This window comes from Pseudomonas sp. H1_D04, assembly GCF_054683855.1.
Genome location: NZ_CP162826.1, coordinates 4,496,340 through 4,513,219, shown reverse-complemented (window position 1 = coordinate 4,513,219; position 16,880 = coordinate 4,496,340). Strand labels below are relative to the sequence as shown.

Below are 16,880 nucleotides of genomic sequence, written 5' to 3'. Positions count from 1 at the left end.
CCCGGAGCTTCCCCGCCCCGTTACACTGCCTTCAACGCTTCGGCGCCAGGCTCTCCAACTGCGCCGCACCATTGACGCGAACCTGCAACGGCTGATCGGCCGACACAGCCTCCGGCACCGGCCAGCGCATCGTCGCGCCGGGCAGCACATAACCCAACAAGCCCTCCACCAGCGGCCGCGTCTGTCCGCTCTGCTTGAACGACGCGTCCGTCAATCGTGCATGCACAGCGCCCTGGTTACGCACCTCGATGTAATTGCGCCCCGCGACTGTGACCTTGTGCCAACTCAGGTCCGGTTTGCCCGCGCCCGCCGGGTCACGCTGACGCGTGGCGTCCTCCTTGCTCCACAGCCCCGCGCCGTAGGCGAATAACGGCACCGAGTAGCGCATCTGGAAACGAATCGCCGCCGCCGTATTCTTGCCTTCCGGCGGCGTGGGCACCTGCAATGGCGAGGGAATTTCATCAATGATGATGCGGTAGGCCAACTCCTGGCCCGGCGGCACTTCACGGGTGCGGGTCAGGCGTACCAGTTGCTTTTGACCCGGTTCGATCCTGGCCACCGGTGGGCTGCCGATCACATCGCGCTGGTTCTGGTACTGCTCGTCAAAGCCACTCTGGCTCCAGGCAAATACGCGAATCTGCAGGCTCGCGGTTTCCGTTCCGCGGTTCTCCAGCCACAGCGCGCTGGCCTGTTGATCAGCTTCCAGCACCGGGTCGATAGGCCAGATCAGCACCGAACTGGCGGCCTGCACCAGCCCCGTCGTGCACAACGCCCCCAAGGCAATACCTGCGGCCCACAGCCGCCGGGAAGGTGAACGCATAAAACCACTCCTTTTACCGATAAGCCCTACCACGTCAGCTGCACCTGCAGCGTGTCGCTGTACGTCCCCCCAGGCTGATTGCCCGGTAAAACCACCCGCCCATAGATCGGCAGACTGATGTTGTTTGCGTCGCTGTACGCCACGCTGACGCTCTGGCTGATCCCAAGGCTCTGGCTGAACGCCGCGTCCCGAAACAGCTGATAAGCCACTCGCGCACTGCCGCTGTTGAGTTGCAGGTTGCGCCCGCTGCTGTTATGCAGGCCGCCGTCGACACTCATGCTTAACGCCACCCCCGGCGTGCATTGCAGGGTCACGCCGCCGGTCAGCGCCGCGGTCACGGTGCTGGTGGCCAGGGCCGAGTAACCGCCGTAGTTCAGCGCGCCGTAGTTGGCGCCGCCGCCGACGATCAGGCAGCCCGGCGTAATCGTCGCGCTCACCTGAAAACTCTGGCTGGTCACCGCCGACAACGGCAGCGGCACCACCAGCCCACAGGCCAGCAATGCGCGAAGCCAGCGCATTAGAACGTCAGTTCAACGGCCACGGTGTCCGAGTACGTGCCCGCCGGCAGCCCGGCCTTGCCCACTGCCCGACCATAAAGGTTCACGGTTTGCGCCACACCGGTGCTGGTCGCGAGGGTGATCACGCCGTCAATCGCCAGCAGCGCCGAATGGCCGCTGTCGGTGTAGAAGTCGTAAGGCACGAAGTTACCCGCGCCGTCGGCCAGTGCACGGGTACCACCCGGAGAAGCACCATCATGGGCACCGGCACGCACTTTCACTGCTGGCGTGGTGCCACTGGAGCACAGGATCGAGAGCGCGCCACCAGTGCCGGTACCGCCCAGCAGTTGGGCGTCAGCATTGGTAAACAGGCTGTTGGTGGTGCCGAAGTTCAAGCTACCGAAGTTGAGACCAGTAGCCGCTCCGGAACCGTTGACCTGGCAACTGGCAATCAGTGTCAGGCTGGAGGTGATCTGGCCGGTCACCGTGGTCGCCGCATTCAGGCTGGAGGCCATCGCCAGACCCAGTGCACAAACGCCGAATCGAGATACAAGTGCATGCATGATCGTCATCCTTTTGATTTACCAATCCAGTGTCACCGTCAATGTGTCGGTATAGGTTCCTGCAGGGAGGGCCGTGGTATTGGCCACCACGGCGCCCCACACCGGGATGGTCATTTGCGTGCCATTAGCGGCTACAAAACTGCGTTGCTGGCCGATGGTGTAAGGGATACGCCCCCGCGGGTCGGCCATCAGTTGATAAGGGATAGTCTGGCGGCCGTTGCTCAGGCGCCGGGTGGTGCCGACGGCATTGGTGCCGCCGTCGATGGTCACGGTGAAGCTGGCGACCGTCGGGTTGCACGAGACTGTCAGCGGCGCGTTACTGCCGTCTGAGATGTTCGCCCCCAAGGGGTTGCTCCACGTAGGTCCCTGGCTGCCGAAGTCCAGCATGGCGGTGCCGCCCGTCGGGCTGACCGGCGCTGTGTCGTTGCCCTTGCTCACTTCGCAACTGGCGGTGATCACCATGCGCGCCTGGATAAACCCGCTGGCCACCGCCGCGCGGGCGTCTTCAGCCAGCAGCAACAGGCCACCCATGGCCAGCAGGGTCCAGCCACGGTTCACCATGTGACCGTTACCTTGAGCAGGTCGGTGTAACGGCCGACGGCCGGGATGTCCTTGAGCGGTTCGATACGACCATACAGCGGCAGATCGACGGAGCCAGAGTCCGGCACACGGCCGCTGAGCGGGACATTCACTGGCAACGGAACACGCCGCGCGGCGTCGGCATAAATGCGATAAGGAATGGGTTTGCCGGAGGGGATGCCCGTGCTCAGGTAACGCACTTCGCCGGTACCACCGTTCAGGCCGCCATCGACGCGCATCTGGTACGGGGTGTCGGGGTTACATTCCAGGCGCGGCTGGCGCTGGCTGATCAGCGCCGCACTCAACGGCCCGGCCGGGTCATCCAGACGCGGGCCGCTGCCAAAATCCAATATGCCAAGTTGCTCGATGCCAGCGCTGCGGGTGGTGCCCACCAACTGACAGCCCCGTTGCACATCGATGCGCACCACAACTTGCAGTTGCGCCGCGTAAACCGTGCTGCAGAGCATCGCGCCCATGACTGTCAATACTGCTCGTCCCTTCACTGCCCCAAATCCTTATACAGGGGTGACTTCCATGTAGAAGGGTAGTCACTGAGAAAAAATCTGCCAGTGTGGACAGGATTACCTGTGCTCCATGCCGTTTAGAGATAGCTGGCCGCGGCCTTCTGTATTGGTCAAATCGCTGCAAGCGACCTAAAGTAAGCGACCTCGACACACAGAGTGAATCCCATTGGCCGTGCTTCCTTTAATCCGTCGCTTGCTCGGTAAACATGCCGACGGCCACGACGACTCGCCCATCCAGACGTTCTTTGAGAACAAGGCCCGGCAACAGGGCTATACCCTCAGCGCCGGCCAGGCCCAGGCAATCGCCGCCATGGCGCGCGCGATCCAGCGCCTGCTCGCTGGCCAACCCACCCGCAGCCTGTACCTGCACGGCCCGGTAGGTCGCGGCAAAAGCTGGCTGCTGGACGGTTTCTTCCAGGCGCTGCCCATCGCCGAAAAGCAGCGCGTGCACTTCCATGATTTTTTCGCCCAGTTGCACCGGGGCATGTTCGCCCACCAGAAGGCCGAGGATGCCCTGGCCGTCACCCTGGACGAACTGCTCGACGGCTGCCGTGTGCTGTGTTTCGACGAGTTCCACGTGCACGATATCGGCGATGCCATGCTGATTACCCGGCTGTTCAAGGCGTTGTTCCAGCGCGGCGTACTGGTACTGGTCACCTCCAACTATGCGCCCGAAGGCCTGTTACCCAACCCGCTGTACCACGAGCGGTTCAAACCGGTGATCGACTTGATCGCCACGCGTATGGAGGTGCTGGAAGTCAGCTCGCCCAAGGATTTTCGCAGCCTGCCCCAGGCTCATTCCGTGCAGCGCTTTACCACCGGGCAATACGTGTGGCCGGGCACACCGACCCAGCGTGCGGCGCTCGGCCTGCCGGTCACCGATGGCCCGGCGCAGCACCTGACGGTGGGCAACCGACAATTGATCTGCCGCCAGCATCACGCTCGCACCATCGCGCTCACCTTCAGCGACCTCTGCGAACAGCTGACAGCCGTGATGGACTACCTGCTGCTGTGCGAGGATTTCGATCACTGGATCATCGACGGCCTGCCCCACTTGGCCGAGTGCCCGATCGCTGTGCAGCAGCGCTTTATCAACCTGGTGGACGTGCTCTACGACAAAGACAAGCACCTGATCCTGATCGGCGAACAACCGCTGGCACAGGCGATGAGCGGTCAGGCCATCGACTTGGCGCGCACCGCCAGCCGCCTGAATCAACTGCAACACGCCAGCCCGCAACCGGTGCCCGACCCGGTATCATGAGCGCCATTTACGCCCCCTTGCCGAGTGACCGCGCCGTTCATGAATACCCTCGCCCAACTCAAGGCTGGCCAATTGGCCGGCGTTACGCGCCTGGACCTGTCCTGCGGGCTCACCGAATTCCCAGAAGAAATCTTCGGGCTGTCCGACTCCCTGGAGATCCTCAACCTCAGCGGTAACGCCCTGAGCCGCCTGCCCGACGACCTGCACCGCCTGCCGCACCTTCGCGTGCTCTTCTGCTCGGACAACGCTTTCACTGAGCTGCCGGAATGCCTGGGGCAGTGCGCCAAGTTGAGCATGATCGGCTTCAAGGCCAACCAGATCAGCCACGTTCCCGCCGCCGCTTTACCGCCGCTGTTGCGCTGGCTGATCCTCACCGACAATCGCATCAGCCAGTTGCCCGACGCGTTGGGCGAGCGGCCGCTGCTGCAAAAACTGATGCTCGCCGGGAACCAGCTCGCGGCCCTGCCGGAAAGCCTGGCCAACTGTCACAACCTCGAATTGCTTCGCATCGCGTCCAACCGCTTTACCCACCTGCCACAATGGCTGTTAGCCCTGCCAAGCCTGACCTGGTTGGCCTATGCCGGAAACCCGGTGGAAATGGCAGTGGATGTGGCGGCAGAAGACGCAACGCCGGACATCCCGTGGACAGAGCTGGAATTGGCCGAAGTGCTGGGCGAAGGCGCCTCGGGGGTGATCCGCAAGGCCCTATGGAAACCGCAGGCCAAGCCGGTGGCAGTCAAACTCTATAAAGGCACCATCACCAGCGATGGCTCGCCGCTGCACGAAATGCAGGCCTGCATCGCCGCCGGGCTGCATCCCAATCTGATCAAGGTCGAGGGCCGTGTAGTCGGCCATCCCGACCACCAGGCCGCACTGGTGATGGACCTGATTGACCCCAGTTACCGCAACCTCGCCGCGCTGCCGAGCCTGGCTTCGTGCACCCGCGACATCTACGAACCGACTGCCCGTTTCAGTGCCAATGTGGCCTTGCGCATGGCCCAGGGTATCGCCTCCGTGGCCGCTCATTTGCACAGGCACGGCATCACCCATGGCGACCTGTACGGCCACAATATTCTGTGGAATGAAGTGGGCGATTGCCTGCTAGGGGATTTTGGCGCAGCGTCGTTCCATGCCACGACGGATACCTTGGAGACACGGGCGTTACAGCGACTTGAAGTGCGGGCGTTCGGGGTGTTGCTGGGGGAATTGTTGGAGCGGGTTGAAACGGGGTTGAGCGGTGAACTCTTGGAACTCCAAAAAATGTGCTGTCAGCCGGATGTGTTGGCACGACCGAGCTTCGAAGAAATCAACGCCTTGCTGGCATCTATCCAACACTCTTAAACCATGTGGGAGGGGGCTTGCTCCCGATTGCAGTGGGTCAGACCCACCGCTATCGGGAGCAAGCCCCCTCCCACAGTTGTACAGCTATAAATTCAATCAGCCCGCCAGGCCCACGAACATATCCTGCACGTCATCATGGTTGTCCAAACCTTCGAGGAAGGCTTCGACTTCAGCCATCTGCTCATCCGTCAAACCGCTGACCGGATTTTTCGAGATGTAGCCCAGCTTGGCCGATAGCACGGTGAAACCCTGCTCGGGCAACGCTTTCTGCACTGCGTCCAAGTCGGTGGTTTCGGTGATGAACAGGGTCGCGCCCTCTTCTTCGCCGTCTTCAAAGTCCTGTGCACCGGCTTCAATCGCAGCCATTTCCGGATCCGCGTCCGGGGTATCCGGCGACGCTTCGATCAGGCCGACATGGTTGAAGTCCCAGGCTACCGAGCCCGAAGCACCCAACTGACCCTTGCGGAACGCCACGCGGATTTCCGCCACGGTGCGGTTGATGTTGTCGGTTACGCACTCAACGATCAGCGGCACCTGGTGCGGGGCGAAACCTTCGTAGGTCACGCGGTGGTATTGCACAGTTTCACCGAGCAGACCGGCGCCCTTCTTGATCGCGCGTTCCAGGGTTTCCTTGGGCATCGAGGCCTTCTTGGCCTGCTCCACCACCAGACGCAGGTGAGCGTTGGTCGCGGTGTCGGCGCCATTGCGGGCGGCGATGGTGATTTCTTTCACCAGCTTGCCAAAGATCTTGCCCTTGGCATTGGATGCCGCTTCTTTATGTTTGACTTTCCACTGTGCGCCCATGACTCACTCTCTTCTATACATCGCGCCGAAACGTCTACTGGCCGGCGCTTTGGGGGCAGAGTTTATAGGGCAAAAACGCTCTGATCCACCAAAAACCGGCCATCCCCCTCAGGTTCGCAAGGGTTTGATCGCAAGACCGCGGTCCGGCACGAAATCCCCGACCTGGGCCAGCACGGCCGGCCTGGCGTTCCAGTAGGGCATCAGCACCAGCGAGGAAAAGAGCGCGGCACCGGCAAACACGATAAACACCGTCACCGTATCGAAGTAGCCCGGCAGCAACCCGCCGAGGATCGCCCCCACCGAACCGCAACCGTTCACAAAGCCTGCGGCTGTCGCCCCCGCCTTGGCGGTGCCGAAGTCGATGGCAGCGGTGCTGCTGATCATTGAGTCCGGCCCGTAGAGGGTCAGGCCCATCACAAACAACAACGCCATCACCAGCAGCACGCTGCCGGTGTGCAGCGCGCCCATGAATAGCGCCAAGGCCACGGTCAGGGCCAGCAGGCTGAGCACGCAGGCCGGCATGCGTCGGGCGCCGAAGAGTTTGTCGGACGCCAGCCCGATCAGCACTGGCCCCAGCAAACCGGCCAGTTCGAACGCCGTCGGCACGATGGCCGCGCCGACCTTGCCGACCGAGGGCATTTGCTCATACACGATCACCGGGCCCCACAACAGGATCGCGTAGCGCGCCGGTTTCAACAGGAAATACGCCAGCCCCAGGGTCAAGACGGTGCGGTTACGCAAGATGGCCCGCAGCGGTTCCAGCACGCTGATGCGCTTCTCGGCGGCGGCCTCCTCGGCGCTCAGCAGCGGCTCCGGTTCCACGGCCGGCAAGTCAACGTCCTGCGGCGTGTTGCGCTGGAAGAGAAAGAACAGCACCGCCACAAACGCTACCACCGCCGCACTGGAGATAAACGCCGCATGCCAGCTGCCGATCAGGGTGTAGGCCCACCACCCGGCAAAGGGCGACGCCACCAGGCCACCGAAGGCGTAGCACGAACTCCATAACCCCAGCACCCGCCCGCGCTGCTGCGCCGGGAAGAAACTGCCGAGGTTCTTGCACAGTCCAGACCAGCCGGTGGACTGCGCCAAGCCCTGGATCAGCATGCAACTTATAAAGATCGGCAAGGTGGCAAACGTGCCCATCACCAGCGCCGCAGCGGCAGAAATCAGTAACCCGCCGAGCACAACGACACGCGGCCCGAAGCGGTCAGCCAGCATGCCCCAGGTGAACTGTCCGACGGCATAGGCCGCCAGGTAAATGCCATCCAGGTTGGCCATCATCATTTTGTCGAGGGGGAAACTCGGGTCGTCGACGATCCCCAGCTTTGCCACGGAAAACGCCTTGCGAGTGAAATAGAACGCGGCGTACGCCAGCCATGTGATGGCGAAAATCTGCACACGCCAACGCTTGATGCTACCCATAGGGATATTCATGGTGTTTCTGACCTCAGGTGAGTGTGCCGGCAGAATCGAGAAGCAAATGCCTGTTGTTTTTATGGTTAAGCACTGCAATGCCGAGCCGTGGATGGCGCGGTATTGGTCAGATGAGTCCGGTGTCCCAGAGCCCATGACCACCGGAGGTTGTAGGACTCAACCTACAGTGGTTGAGACATATCAAAGCAATGGCTGACTAATAGGTAAAATCGATTTATCGTATTTCAAATATAAGCTCAGCTTGTAAGAGGATTTGCGATGTCGGTGTCCCATGCCCAACTCAAAGCCTTTCATGCCGTGGCCGTACACGGCAGTTTCACCCAGGCCGCCGAACGGTTGTTCCTGACGCAACCGGCGATTTCCGACCAGGTGCGCAAACTCGAAGAGCGCTTCGGCGTGCTGTTATTTCATCGCAACAAGCGCTCAGTGCGCCTGACAGACCTGGGCGAACGCCTGCTGAGCATCACCCAGCGCCTGTTTGTGATCGAGGCCGAAGCCGAGGAACTGTTGCAGGACTCCCGCGCGTTGCTCACCGGCACCCTCACCCTCGCCGTGGATGCCCCCGTGCATGTGCTGCCGCAGATCGCGCGTTTTTGCCAGCTGTACCCGGGAATCAGCGTGAAGATCGAAACCGGCAACACCGACGAATCGCTGTTTCGCCTATACAACTACCAGGCCGACCTGGCCTTGCTGGGCCGCGACGTCGACGATGAGCGCCTGCTGTCGCTGCCGTTGCCTGACGACCAATTGCTCGCCTTTGTCGCGCGCAACCACCCGTGGGCCGGACGCGAGTCCATCTGCTTGGCTGACCTGGACGACACGCCGCTGGTATTGCGTGAAATCGGCTCGGTCACCCGTCAGACCCTTGAACAGGAAATGAGCCAGGCAGGCTTGCGCATTCGCCCGGCGATCCAGGTGGAAGGCCGTGAGGCCGCGCGTGAAGCGGTGGTGGTGGGCATCGGCGTGGGCGTGGTCTCGGCGGCGGAGTTCGGCGCCGACTCACGGGTGTGCGCCATGCCGATCCGCGATTGCAGCCAGCGCATGAAAGAAACCCTGGTATGCCTCAAGGAACAGAGTTCCCGCCGGGTGGTGGCGACGTTCCTGGAGATCGTGCGCGACAGCCTTCAGCTCGGCGCCAACTCGAAAAACGCCTGAATCAGGCGCAACGAACGGCGCCGCTCCATGCAACCGAGCGTATGCCGGTTGACCAGCCCATCGCCCTCAATCGCCACGGCCTGCACGCGCGGGTCGGGGCTGACTTCCATGGACGAGACCACGCCCACCCCCAACTCAGCAGCGACGGCTTCGGTCACCGCCTCGCGGCTGTCCAGTTCCAGCAGCACCTTGGGCTGCACATTCGCGGCCATGCAGGCGTCATCGAAGGTACGCCGGGTGATGGAGCTGGGCTCGCGCAGCACCATGATCACGTCGTTGAGTTGCTCGAGGCGAATACCCTCGGGTTGCTGCGCCCACGGATGGCTGGCCGGCACCAATGCGCAAATCCTCGACTCGTTCAAGGGTTGCAGGTGCAGGCCATTGCGCGGCTCCACTTCGGTGAGCACCGCCACATCCGCATGTTCGGATAACAGCGCGGCGAGGGTTTCCTGGGCATTGCCCAGGCGCAGGTTGACGGTAATCCCGGGGTAGCGCGCGCGCAGGCTGGCAATCATCGGCATCACCAAGTGCGGGCCGTCCGCCGCGACTTCCAGACGCCCGGTCAGCAGTTGGCGGTTGGCCTCCAGCATCGTCTGGGCCTCGTCCACCAGGCCGAAGATCGCCCGGGTGATCGCCGCCAGCCGTGCGCCCTCTTCAGTCAACTCAACCCGTCGGGCGGTGCGCCGTAGCAACGGGATCTGGTAGTACTCCTCCAGGGCCTTGATATGCCCGGTCACCGCCGGTTGGCTGATGAACAGCCGCGCGGCAGCACGGGTAAAACTGCCCTCGCGGGCCACGGCATCGAATGCGCGCAGTTGGAACAGGTTCATAGTCATCGGCCTCACTGATAGCTCGCATAACAACAAACAATTTGATTGATGACAAGCCAAACTGCAATTTAGGCGCCGTAGCTTCAACCCCCGATGCCTTGCGAGGACTTGAGATGACCACTGCCGCGCCGATCCTGCTGACCCCTGGCCCCCTGACCACATCCAACCGCACCCGTCAGGCCATGATGGTGGACTGGGGTTCATGGGATGACCGTTTCAACCAACTCACTGCCAGCGTCTGCGAGCAATTGCTGGCAATCCTCAATGGTGCTGACAGCCACCACTGTGTGCCCTTGCAAGGCAGCGGCACCTTTGCCGTCGAAGCGGCCATCGGCACCCTGGTCCCACGTAATGGCAAGGTGCTGGTCCTGATCAACGGTGCGTATGGCAAGCGCCTGGCGAAGATCTGTGAAGTGCTGGGCCGCGACTTCAGCACCTTTGAAACCGCTGAAGACGAACCCACCACCGCCGCCGATGTGGACCGTTTGCTCCAGGCCGACACGGGCATCACCCACGTCGCGTTGATCCACTGCGAAACCAGCACCGGCATTCTCAATCCGTTGCCGGAGATCGCCCAGGTCGTTAAGAACCACGGCAAGCGCCTGATCATCGACGCCATGAGTTCCTTCGGCGCCCTGCCAATTGATGCCCGCAACGTACCGTTCGACGCACTGATCGCCGCCTCGGGCAAGTGCCTCGAAGGCGTGCCCGGCATGGGCTTCGTCTTTGCCGAGAAGCAGGCACTGGCCGCCGCCCAAGGCAACTGCCATTCCCTGGCGATGGACCTGTTCGACCAGCACACCTACATGGCGAAGACCGGCCAGTGGCGCTTCACCCCACCGACCCATGTGGTCGCCGCCCTGCACGAAGCGCTGCTGCAATACCAGGAGGAAGGTGGCCTGCCTGCACGCCATCGACGCTATGCCGAGAACTGCCAGGCGCTTCTGGACGGCATGGCCAGCATTGGTTTGCGCAGTTTTCTGCCGGCCGCAATCCAGGCACCGATCATCGTCACCTTCCACGCCCCCAAAGACCCGCGCTACCAGTTCAAGGACTTCTACGAGCGGGTCAAGGCCAAGGGTTTCATCTTGTACCCCGGCAAATTGACCCAAGTGGAAACGTTCCGCGTCGGCTGCATCGGCCATGTCGACGCAACCGGCATGCAGGCGGCGGTCAAGGCAATCGCCGAGGTGCTGCAAGAAATGGAAGTGTTGGACATCTGATTCTCCCCATAACCCACAGGATCTGAACCATGAACTATCAAAACCCCAACACCCTCCAGGCCGTCATCCTCGATTGGGCCGGCACCGTCGTCGACTTCGGCTCCTTCGCGCCGACTCAGATTTTTGTCGAGGCCTTTGCCGAGTTCGACGTGCAAGTCTCCATCGAAGAAGCCCGTGGCCCGATGGGCATGGGCAAGTGGGACCATATCCGCACCCTTTGCGACCAACCGCAAGTCGCCGAGCGTTATCGCAAGGCGTTCGGCCGCACGCCCACCGACGACGACGTGACCGCCATCTACCAGCGCTTCATGCCGTTGCAGATCGAGAAGATCGCCGAACACTCGGCGCTGATCCCCGGCGCACTCGACACCATCGCTCAACTGCGTGAGCAAGGCATCAAGATTGGCTCCTGCTCCGGCTACCCTAAGCAGGTGATGGACAAGGTTGTCGCCCTGGCCGCCACCAATGGTTACGTCGCCGACCATGTGGTCGCCACCGATGAAGTGCCCAACGGCCGCCCATGGCCGGCCCAGGCCCTGGCCAATGTAATTGCCCTCGGAATTGATGATGTGGCGGCGTGCCTCAAGGTCGACGACACCGTGCCCGGCATACTCGAAGGTCGTCGCGCCGGAATGTGGACCGTGGCCCTGACCTGCTCCGGCAATGCCCTGGGGCTTACCTATGAACAGTTTCAAGCCCTCGATGCCGCCACCCTGGCCAGCGAACGCACGCGCATCGAGGCGATGTTCGAAGGCTCACGCCCGCATTACCTGATCGATACCATCACTGTCCTGCCGGCGGTGATCGCCGATGTAAACCAGCGTCTGGCGCGCGGTGAAATGCCGCAAAGCCACTGACAAGCGTCAATACAAAGGCATTCGCGCCGGGCAAATCGTTCAAAACAGGCATAAAGTAAAAAGACTCCGTCGCCAAAGAGCGGAGGTTTACCCTGATGAATAAGGAACCGAGCGATGCCGTGGAAAAATTCCGATACGCGCTACAGCACCATGTCGATTGCGCTGCATTGGTTGATGGTGGTGCTGCTGGCGGTGGTCTACGCCTGCATAGAGTTACGCGGCCAGTTCCCCAAAGGCAGCGGCGCCCGCGCCTTGATCGTCGAGATGCACTTCATGTTCGGCCTCACCGTGTTTGTATTGGTATGGCTGCGTCTGTTCGCGCGCAGCCTGGGGGTGGCGCCGAAGATCGTCCCCGCCCCGCCGCAATGGCAAAGCCTGCTCGCCACCCTGATGCACGCCGCGCTGTACGCCTTGATGATCGGTATGCCGATTGCTGGTTGGCTGATCGTCAGTGCCGAGGGGCATTCGGTGATGTTCTATGGCATGGAGTTGCCGCCGTTAATTGGCGAGAACAAGCCACTGGCCAAAGAGATTGAAAGCTGGCACGTGTTGTTCGGCCAGATCGGGTATTGGCTGATCGGCCTGCATGCCCTGGCGGGGATCTTTCATCATTATGTGATGCGCGATAACACAGCGTTGCGGATGATGCCGGGTAAGCGCGCTAGGCTGTAAGCCCTCGGCGGCCTTGCAGGCCGCCGGTGTGCACAAAGATCAGGCGAGTACCGGACGCGATGTGCCCGGCCTCGATCTGCTGCTTCAACGCCAGCAGGGCTTTGCCGGTGTACAGCGGTTCCAGCGGCACGCCACAGGCCTGCTCCGTGGTTTCAATAAAGTCGAGCAACAGCGGGTCGACCTTGGCGAAGCCACCACGGCTGGCATCCAGCAATGTATAGCCACCTTGCACCAAGGCACTCACGTTTTGCGCCACACCATGATCGTCCGGCACGGCCATTGCGCCGAACACCGGATGGGCGCCCGCCTCTGCCAGGACCAAACCTGCCAGCGTGGTGCCGGTGCCTGCTGCCAGCCACCAGCCGTCGTAATCGGCCCAACCCAGATTTCTCAGTTGTTCACCGGCCTGTTCGACCAACACCCCACACCCCACTGCGCCGGCCAATCCGCCGCCGCCTTCAGGCACGGAATACAGATGCGGATAAAGCGCGCGCCAAGGTTCCCAGAAACCCGGCTCATGGCGCGCACGATAGCCGCCATAACCGAGCCAATGCAGCTGCATTCCGAATGCTTTCAAATCCTGGACGGTAGCCGTGTCTTGCGCATGACCGCGCAACAGGCCGACAGTGGGAAAGCCAAAACGCTTGCCCGCCGCCGCCAGTGCGTGCAGATGGTTGGAATAGGCGCCGCCGAGGCTGATAACGCCGCTGGCGCCTGCCTGTCGCGCCTGGGCCAAGTGCTCGGTGAGCTTGAACCACTTGTTGCCACTGATCAGCGGGTCGATGCGGTCCAGGCGCAGCACGGCCAACTCGACGCCGTTGAGCCAATCCAGTGCTAACGGTTCAAGCGGAGCATGGGGAAGCCAATCGAAAGGACCCATCGGGCGGCATCTGAATAAAAAAAGGGGCGGTAGTGTAACACCGCCCCTTGCGTCGTCTTACAGCTGCGCGGCGAGGCGCGAGCCTTGGTTGATGGCGCGCTTGGCATCCAACTCGGCCGCCACATCGGCGCCGCCGATCAGGTGCACGTTCTGGCCCGCTGCGACAAGGCCGTCGTGCAATTCACGCAACGGATCCTGGCCGGCACAGATGACGATATTGTCCACTGCCAACAGCTGCGGCTCGCCCTCGGCGCCGATGCGGATATGCAGGCCGTCATCGTCGATTTTCAGGTACTCAACGCTGTTGAGCATCTGCACCTGCTTGTTCTTCAAGCCGGTACGGTGAATCCAGCCGGTGGTTTTGCCCAGACCGTCGCCGACCTTTGAAGCCTTGCGCTGCAACAGAAACACTTCACGGGCCGGTGGATGGGGTTGAGGCTTGATGCCGGCCACACCGCCACGGGCTTGCAACTGGGTGTCGATGCCCCATTCTTTCCAGAATGCTTCACGGTCCAAGCTGGTAGACACGCCCTGGTGCACGAGGAATTCCGACACGTCGAAACCAATACCGCCAGCGCCAATCACAGCGACGCGCTTGCCCACCGGCTTGCGTTCAAGGATTACGTCCAGGTAGCTCAGCACCTTGGCATTTTCCACGCCCGCAATCGCCGGCGTGCGCGGCGCGATGCCGGTGGCCAGGATGATCTCGTCGTAGCCGCCAGCCGCCAGCTGCGCGACATCCACTCGGGTGTTGAGGCACAGCTCGACGTGAGTGGTTTGCAACTTGCGCTTGAAGTAGCGCAGGGTTTCAAAGAACTCTTCCTTGCCGGGCACACGCTTGGCGATGTTGAACTGGCCGCCGATCTCGCTGGCCGAGTCGAACAGCGTCACGTGGTGACCGCGTTCAGCGGCTACGGTGGCAGCTGCCAGACCCGCAGGGCCGGCGCCGACCACAGCGATTTTTTTGATCTGCTTGACCGGCAGGTAATTCAGTTCGGTCTCGTAGCATGCACGGGGATTGACCAAACAGGTGGTCAGCTTGCCGCCAAAGGTGTGGTCCAGGCAGGCTTGGTTGCAGCCGATGCAGGTGTTGATTTCATCGGCACGCCCGGCGGCGGCCTTGTTGACGAACTCCGGGTCGGCGAGGAACGGTCGCGCCATCGAAACCATGTCCGCATCGCCTTCGGCGAGAATCTGCTCGGCAATTTCCGGTGTATTGATGCGGTTGGTGGTGATCAGCGGGATCTGCACCGCACCGCGCAACTTGGCAGTGACTTTGCTGAACGCGCCGCGTGGCACCTTGGTGGCGATGGTCGGAATACGCGCTTCGTGCCAGCCGATGCCGGTGTTGATGATGGTCGCACCGGCCTGCTCGATGGCCTTGGCCAACTGCACGATTTCTTCCCAAGTGCTGCCGCCTTCCACGAGATCGAGCATCGACAGGCGGAAGATGATGATGAAGTTCGGCCCCACCGCTTCGCGCACCCGCCGCACGATTTCCACGGCAAGGCGCATGCGATTTTCGTAGCTGCCGCCCCAACGGTCGGTGCGGTGGTTGGTGTGGGCGGCAAGGAACTGGTTAATGAAATAACCTTCGGAGCCCATGATTTCCACGCCGTCGTACTCGGCGACCTGGGCCAGCAGCGAACAGGTGACGAAATCCTGGATCTGCTTTTCGATGCCCTCTTCGTCCAATTCCTTGGGCTTGAACGGGTTGATCGGCGCCTGGATAGCGCTTGGCGCGACCTGCTTGGGGCTGTAGGCATAACGGCCGGCGTGGAGGATCTGCATGCAGATCTTGCCGCCCGCTTCATGCACGGCCTTGGTCACGATCTTGTGCTTTTGCGCTTCCTCGTCGGTAGTCAGCTTGGCCGCACCGGCGTACACCCCGCCTTCATCGTTGGGGCCAATGCCACCGGTGACCATCAGGGCCACGCCGCCACGGGCGCGCTCGGCAAAATAAGCCGCCATGCGTTCGAAGCCACCGGGTTTTTCTTCGAGGCCGGTGTGCATCGAACCCATCAGAGTACGGTTGCGCAAGGTCGTAAAACCCAGGTCCAACGGGGCCAGCAGGTGCGGGTAGGCAGCAGCGGTCATGGTACAGCTCCACAACGGATCATCACGGGACGTGGAAGGCTCGAATGGCCTGCCATCGGTTTATGTCCCACAGACTAAGAGGCGATCCCCTACCGCTCAATGACCGAAACTCACAACTTATTGATCCAAACGCACAGCGCCCCTTGGCAAGCCGCCGCATGGGCCCTACCCTAGTCAGCGAACCCTGCACTTGGTCTGTTGTCTGTTCCCCCATGCGTAAACTTCTAGCTTTTACCGTCACCCTGGCCCTGGTTGCCGCCGTCGCCGCGTATCTGGTCTGGACCCAGGAGCGCCCCGTGGCGCATTACCTGTCGGACCTGCGCAGCACCCTCGCCGTCAACGAAGGCCAACCCGCCGATCGAGGTAACCTGCTGGGCATCCAGCCGGAGTTATTCCCCGCCGACTACCAGAGCCTGGAACGCCTGCACCTGAAGCTTGCGGCGTACCTGCAAAACGCACGGGACCAGGGCCTGATCAACGAAAAGACCATTGTGGTACTGCCTGAACACATCGGCACTTGGCTGATGCTCACCGGCGAAAAAAACGAGGTGTACCAAGCGCTGCATGTGAAGGACGCGATGCACTGGCTGTCGCTGAGCAATCCCTTGCAATTCCTGCGTGCCTGGATCAGCGCCACGGGCGATGACCGCACCAACGACGCCTACCTGCGCATGAAAGCCCCGGCCATGGCGCGTGACTATCAAGTGCTGTTCGGCGGCCTGGCCAAGGAATTCGGGGTCACGGTGGTCGCTGGCTCCATTGCCCTGCCCAACCCAAGTGTGAGCCAAGGGCAACTCCAGGTCGGCCATGGCGCGCTGTTTAACGCCAGCGTGGTATTTGCGGCAGACGGCTTGCCCGTCGGCAATCTGCAACGCCAGCTCTACCCGATCTACGATGAGCGCGGTTTTATCGAGCCTGGAGACGAAAATATCGTCAGCGTGGTCGACACCCCGGCCGGCCGCCTTGGCGTGCTGGTGGGCAGTGACAGCTGGTACCCGGACAACTACCGCAAGCTCAACGAACAAGGCGCGCAGCTGATTGCAGTGCCGGCCTTTGTGCTTGGCCGCGAGACCTGGGATCGACCATGGCGCGGTTTTAAAAGTGTCTCCACTCCACAGGAAATCAGCCTCAAGCCCGAAGAGCTCAGTGAGGGCGAAGCGTGGCGCCGCCTGACCTTGATCAGCCAACAACCGATCAGCCAGGCCAGCGCCGGCATGAGCGTATTTCTGCGCGGGCAGTTCTGGGATTTGGGCACTGCCGGGCAGAGTTTCCTGAGTCACAACGGGCAGATCAACGCCGACAGCGACGCCCGTGGCGCGCGCCTGCTGAATATCTGGCTGTAA

The 16,880-nt window shown here is 61.9% G+C and carries 17 protein-coding genes; 7 read left to right on the top strand and 10 right to left on the bottom strand.

The features are described 5' to 3' along the window. Positions 1-31: 31 nt before the first annotated feature. The 5 genes from AB4N82_RS20985 to AB4N82_RS20965 are packed head-to-tail and all read right to left on the bottom strand — an operon-like array spanning position 32 to position 2,935. A complete protein-coding gene (locus AB4N82_RS20985; protein ID WP_032889858.1) occupies positions 32-820 on the bottom strand; it encodes a fimbrial biogenesis chaperone in 789 nt (262 codons plus the stop codon). A 26-nt stretch (positions 821-846) separates the two neighbouring features. Then, positions 847-1,338, bottom strand: coding sequence for a Csu type fimbrial protein (locus AB4N82_RS20980; protein WP_122765508.1), 492 nt, complete (start codon positions 1,336-1,338; stop codon positions 847-849). After that, positions 1,338-1,880 (bottom strand): Csu type fimbrial protein, encoded by a 543-nt coding sequence (locus tag AB4N82_RS20975; RefSeq protein WP_122765509.1) that lies wholly within the window; start codon positions 1,878-1,880, stop codon positions 1,338-1,340. The genes AB4N82_RS20980 and AB4N82_RS20975 overlap by 1 nt, the downstream gene beginning before the upstream one ends. An 18-nt stretch (positions 1,881-1,898) precedes the next feature. Then, on the bottom strand, positions 1,899-2,441 hold the full coding sequence (locus AB4N82_RS20970; protein ID WP_122680612.1) for a Csu type fimbrial protein: 543 nt from the start codon (positions 2,439-2,441) through the stop codon (positions 1,899-1,901). Further along, positions 2,435-2,935, bottom strand: coding sequence for a Csu type fimbrial protein (locus tag AB4N82_RS20965; protein WP_163034901.1), 501 nt, complete (start codon positions 2,933-2,935; stop codon positions 2,435-2,437). Before AB4N82_RS20965 ends, AB4N82_RS20970 begins: the two co-directional genes overlap by 7 nt. A gap of 214 nt (positions 2,936-3,149) precedes the next feature. On the opposite strand from AB4N82_RS20965, the gene zapE reads away from it, so the two are divergent. After that, positions 3,150-4,244, top strand: coding sequence for a cell division protein ZapE (zapE, locus tag AB4N82_RS20960; RefSeq protein WP_460102862.1), 1,095 nt, complete (start codon positions 3,150-3,152; stop codon positions 4,242-4,244). A gap of 39 nt (positions 4,245-4,283) precedes the next feature. After that, positions 4,284-5,585, top strand: coding sequence for a protein kinase (locus AB4N82_RS20955; RefSeq protein ID WP_099601071.1), 1,302 nt, complete (start codon positions 4,284-4,286; stop codon positions 5,583-5,585). 96 nt (positions 5,586-5,681) lie between these two features. On the opposite strand, the gene AB4N82_RS20950 is transcribed toward AB4N82_RS20955, so the two are convergent. After that, positions 5,682-6,389 carry a YebC/PmpR family DNA-binding transcriptional regulator gene (locus tag AB4N82_RS20950; RefSeq protein WP_032889871.1) on the bottom strand — a complete coding sequence of 236 codons (708 nt, stop codon included), beginning with the start codon at positions 6,387-6,389 and terminating at the stop codon, positions 5,682-5,684. Positions 6,390-6,497: 108 nt separating this feature from the next. Further along, on the bottom strand, positions 6,498-7,823 hold the full coding sequence (locus tag AB4N82_RS20945; protein WP_032889872.1) for an MFS transporter: 1,326 nt from the start codon (positions 7,821-7,823) through the stop codon (positions 6,498-6,500). Positions 7,824-8,081: 258 nt separating this feature from the next. Here AB4N82_RS20945 and AB4N82_RS20940 point away from each other — a divergent pair, with 258 nt between their 5' ends. Further along, positions 8,082-8,978, top strand: a complete 897-nt coding sequence (locus AB4N82_RS20940; RefSeq protein ID WP_032889874.1) for a LysR substrate-binding domain-containing protein — start codon at positions 8,082-8,084, stop codon at positions 8,976-8,978. On the opposite strand, the gene AB4N82_RS20935 is transcribed toward AB4N82_RS20940, so the two are convergent. Continuing rightward, positions 8,948-9,808 (bottom strand): LysR substrate-binding domain-containing protein, encoded by an 861-nt coding sequence (locus AB4N82_RS20935; RefSeq protein ID WP_122753629.1) that lies wholly within the window; start codon positions 9,806-9,808, stop codon positions 8,948-8,950. The two genes, AB4N82_RS20940 and AB4N82_RS20935, sit on opposite strands and share 31 nt — an antisense overlap. A gap of 113 nt (positions 9,809-9,921) precedes the next feature. On the opposite strand from AB4N82_RS20935, the gene AB4N82_RS20930 reads away from it, so the two are divergent. The 3 genes from AB4N82_RS20930 (at position 9,922) to AB4N82_RS20920 (ending at position 12,560) form a co-directional block, all read left to right on the top strand. Then, positions 9,922-11,031 carry a 2-aminoethylphosphonate--pyruvate transaminase gene (locus AB4N82_RS20930; RefSeq protein ID WP_122753628.1) on the top strand — a complete coding sequence of 370 codons (1,110 nt, stop codon included), beginning with the start codon at positions 9,922-9,924 and terminating at the stop codon, positions 11,029-11,031. 29 nt (positions 11,032-11,060) lie between these two features. After that, entirely contained in the window at positions 11,061-11,888 is an 828-nt protein-coding gene (phnX, locus tag AB4N82_RS20925) for a phosphonoacetaldehyde hydrolase (RefSeq protein ID WP_122765512.1), read from the top strand. Positions 11,889-12,002: 114 nt separating this feature from the next. Then, a complete protein-coding gene (locus tag AB4N82_RS20920; RefSeq protein ID WP_122765513.1) occupies positions 12,003-12,560 on the top strand; it encodes a cytochrome b in 558 nt (185 codons plus the stop codon). On the opposite strand, the gene AB4N82_RS20915 is transcribed toward AB4N82_RS20920, so the two are convergent. After that, complete coding sequence (locus AB4N82_RS20915; protein WP_122765514.1) at positions 12,550-13,440, bottom strand: 1-aminocyclopropane-1-carboxylate deaminase/D-cysteine desulfhydrase; 891 nt, start codon at positions 13,438-13,440, stop codon at positions 12,550-12,552. The genes AB4N82_RS20920 and AB4N82_RS20915 overlap by 11 nt on opposite strands. Before the next feature lie 57 nt (positions 13,441-13,497). Continuing rightward, the gene (locus tag AB4N82_RS20910) at positions 13,498-15,537 is read right to left on the bottom strand and encodes an oxidoreductase (RefSeq protein ID WP_122765515.1); all 2,040 of its coding nucleotides are present in this window, start codon (positions 15,535-15,537) and stop codon (positions 13,498-13,500) included. 212 nt (positions 15,538-15,749) lie between these two features. Between AB4N82_RS20910 and AB4N82_RS20905 the strand changes: the two genes are divergently transcribed. After that, positions 15,750-16,880, top strand: coding sequence for a carbon-nitrogen hydrolase family protein (locus AB4N82_RS20905; RefSeq protein ID WP_032889892.1), 1,131 nt, complete (start codon positions 15,750-15,752; stop codon positions 16,878-16,880).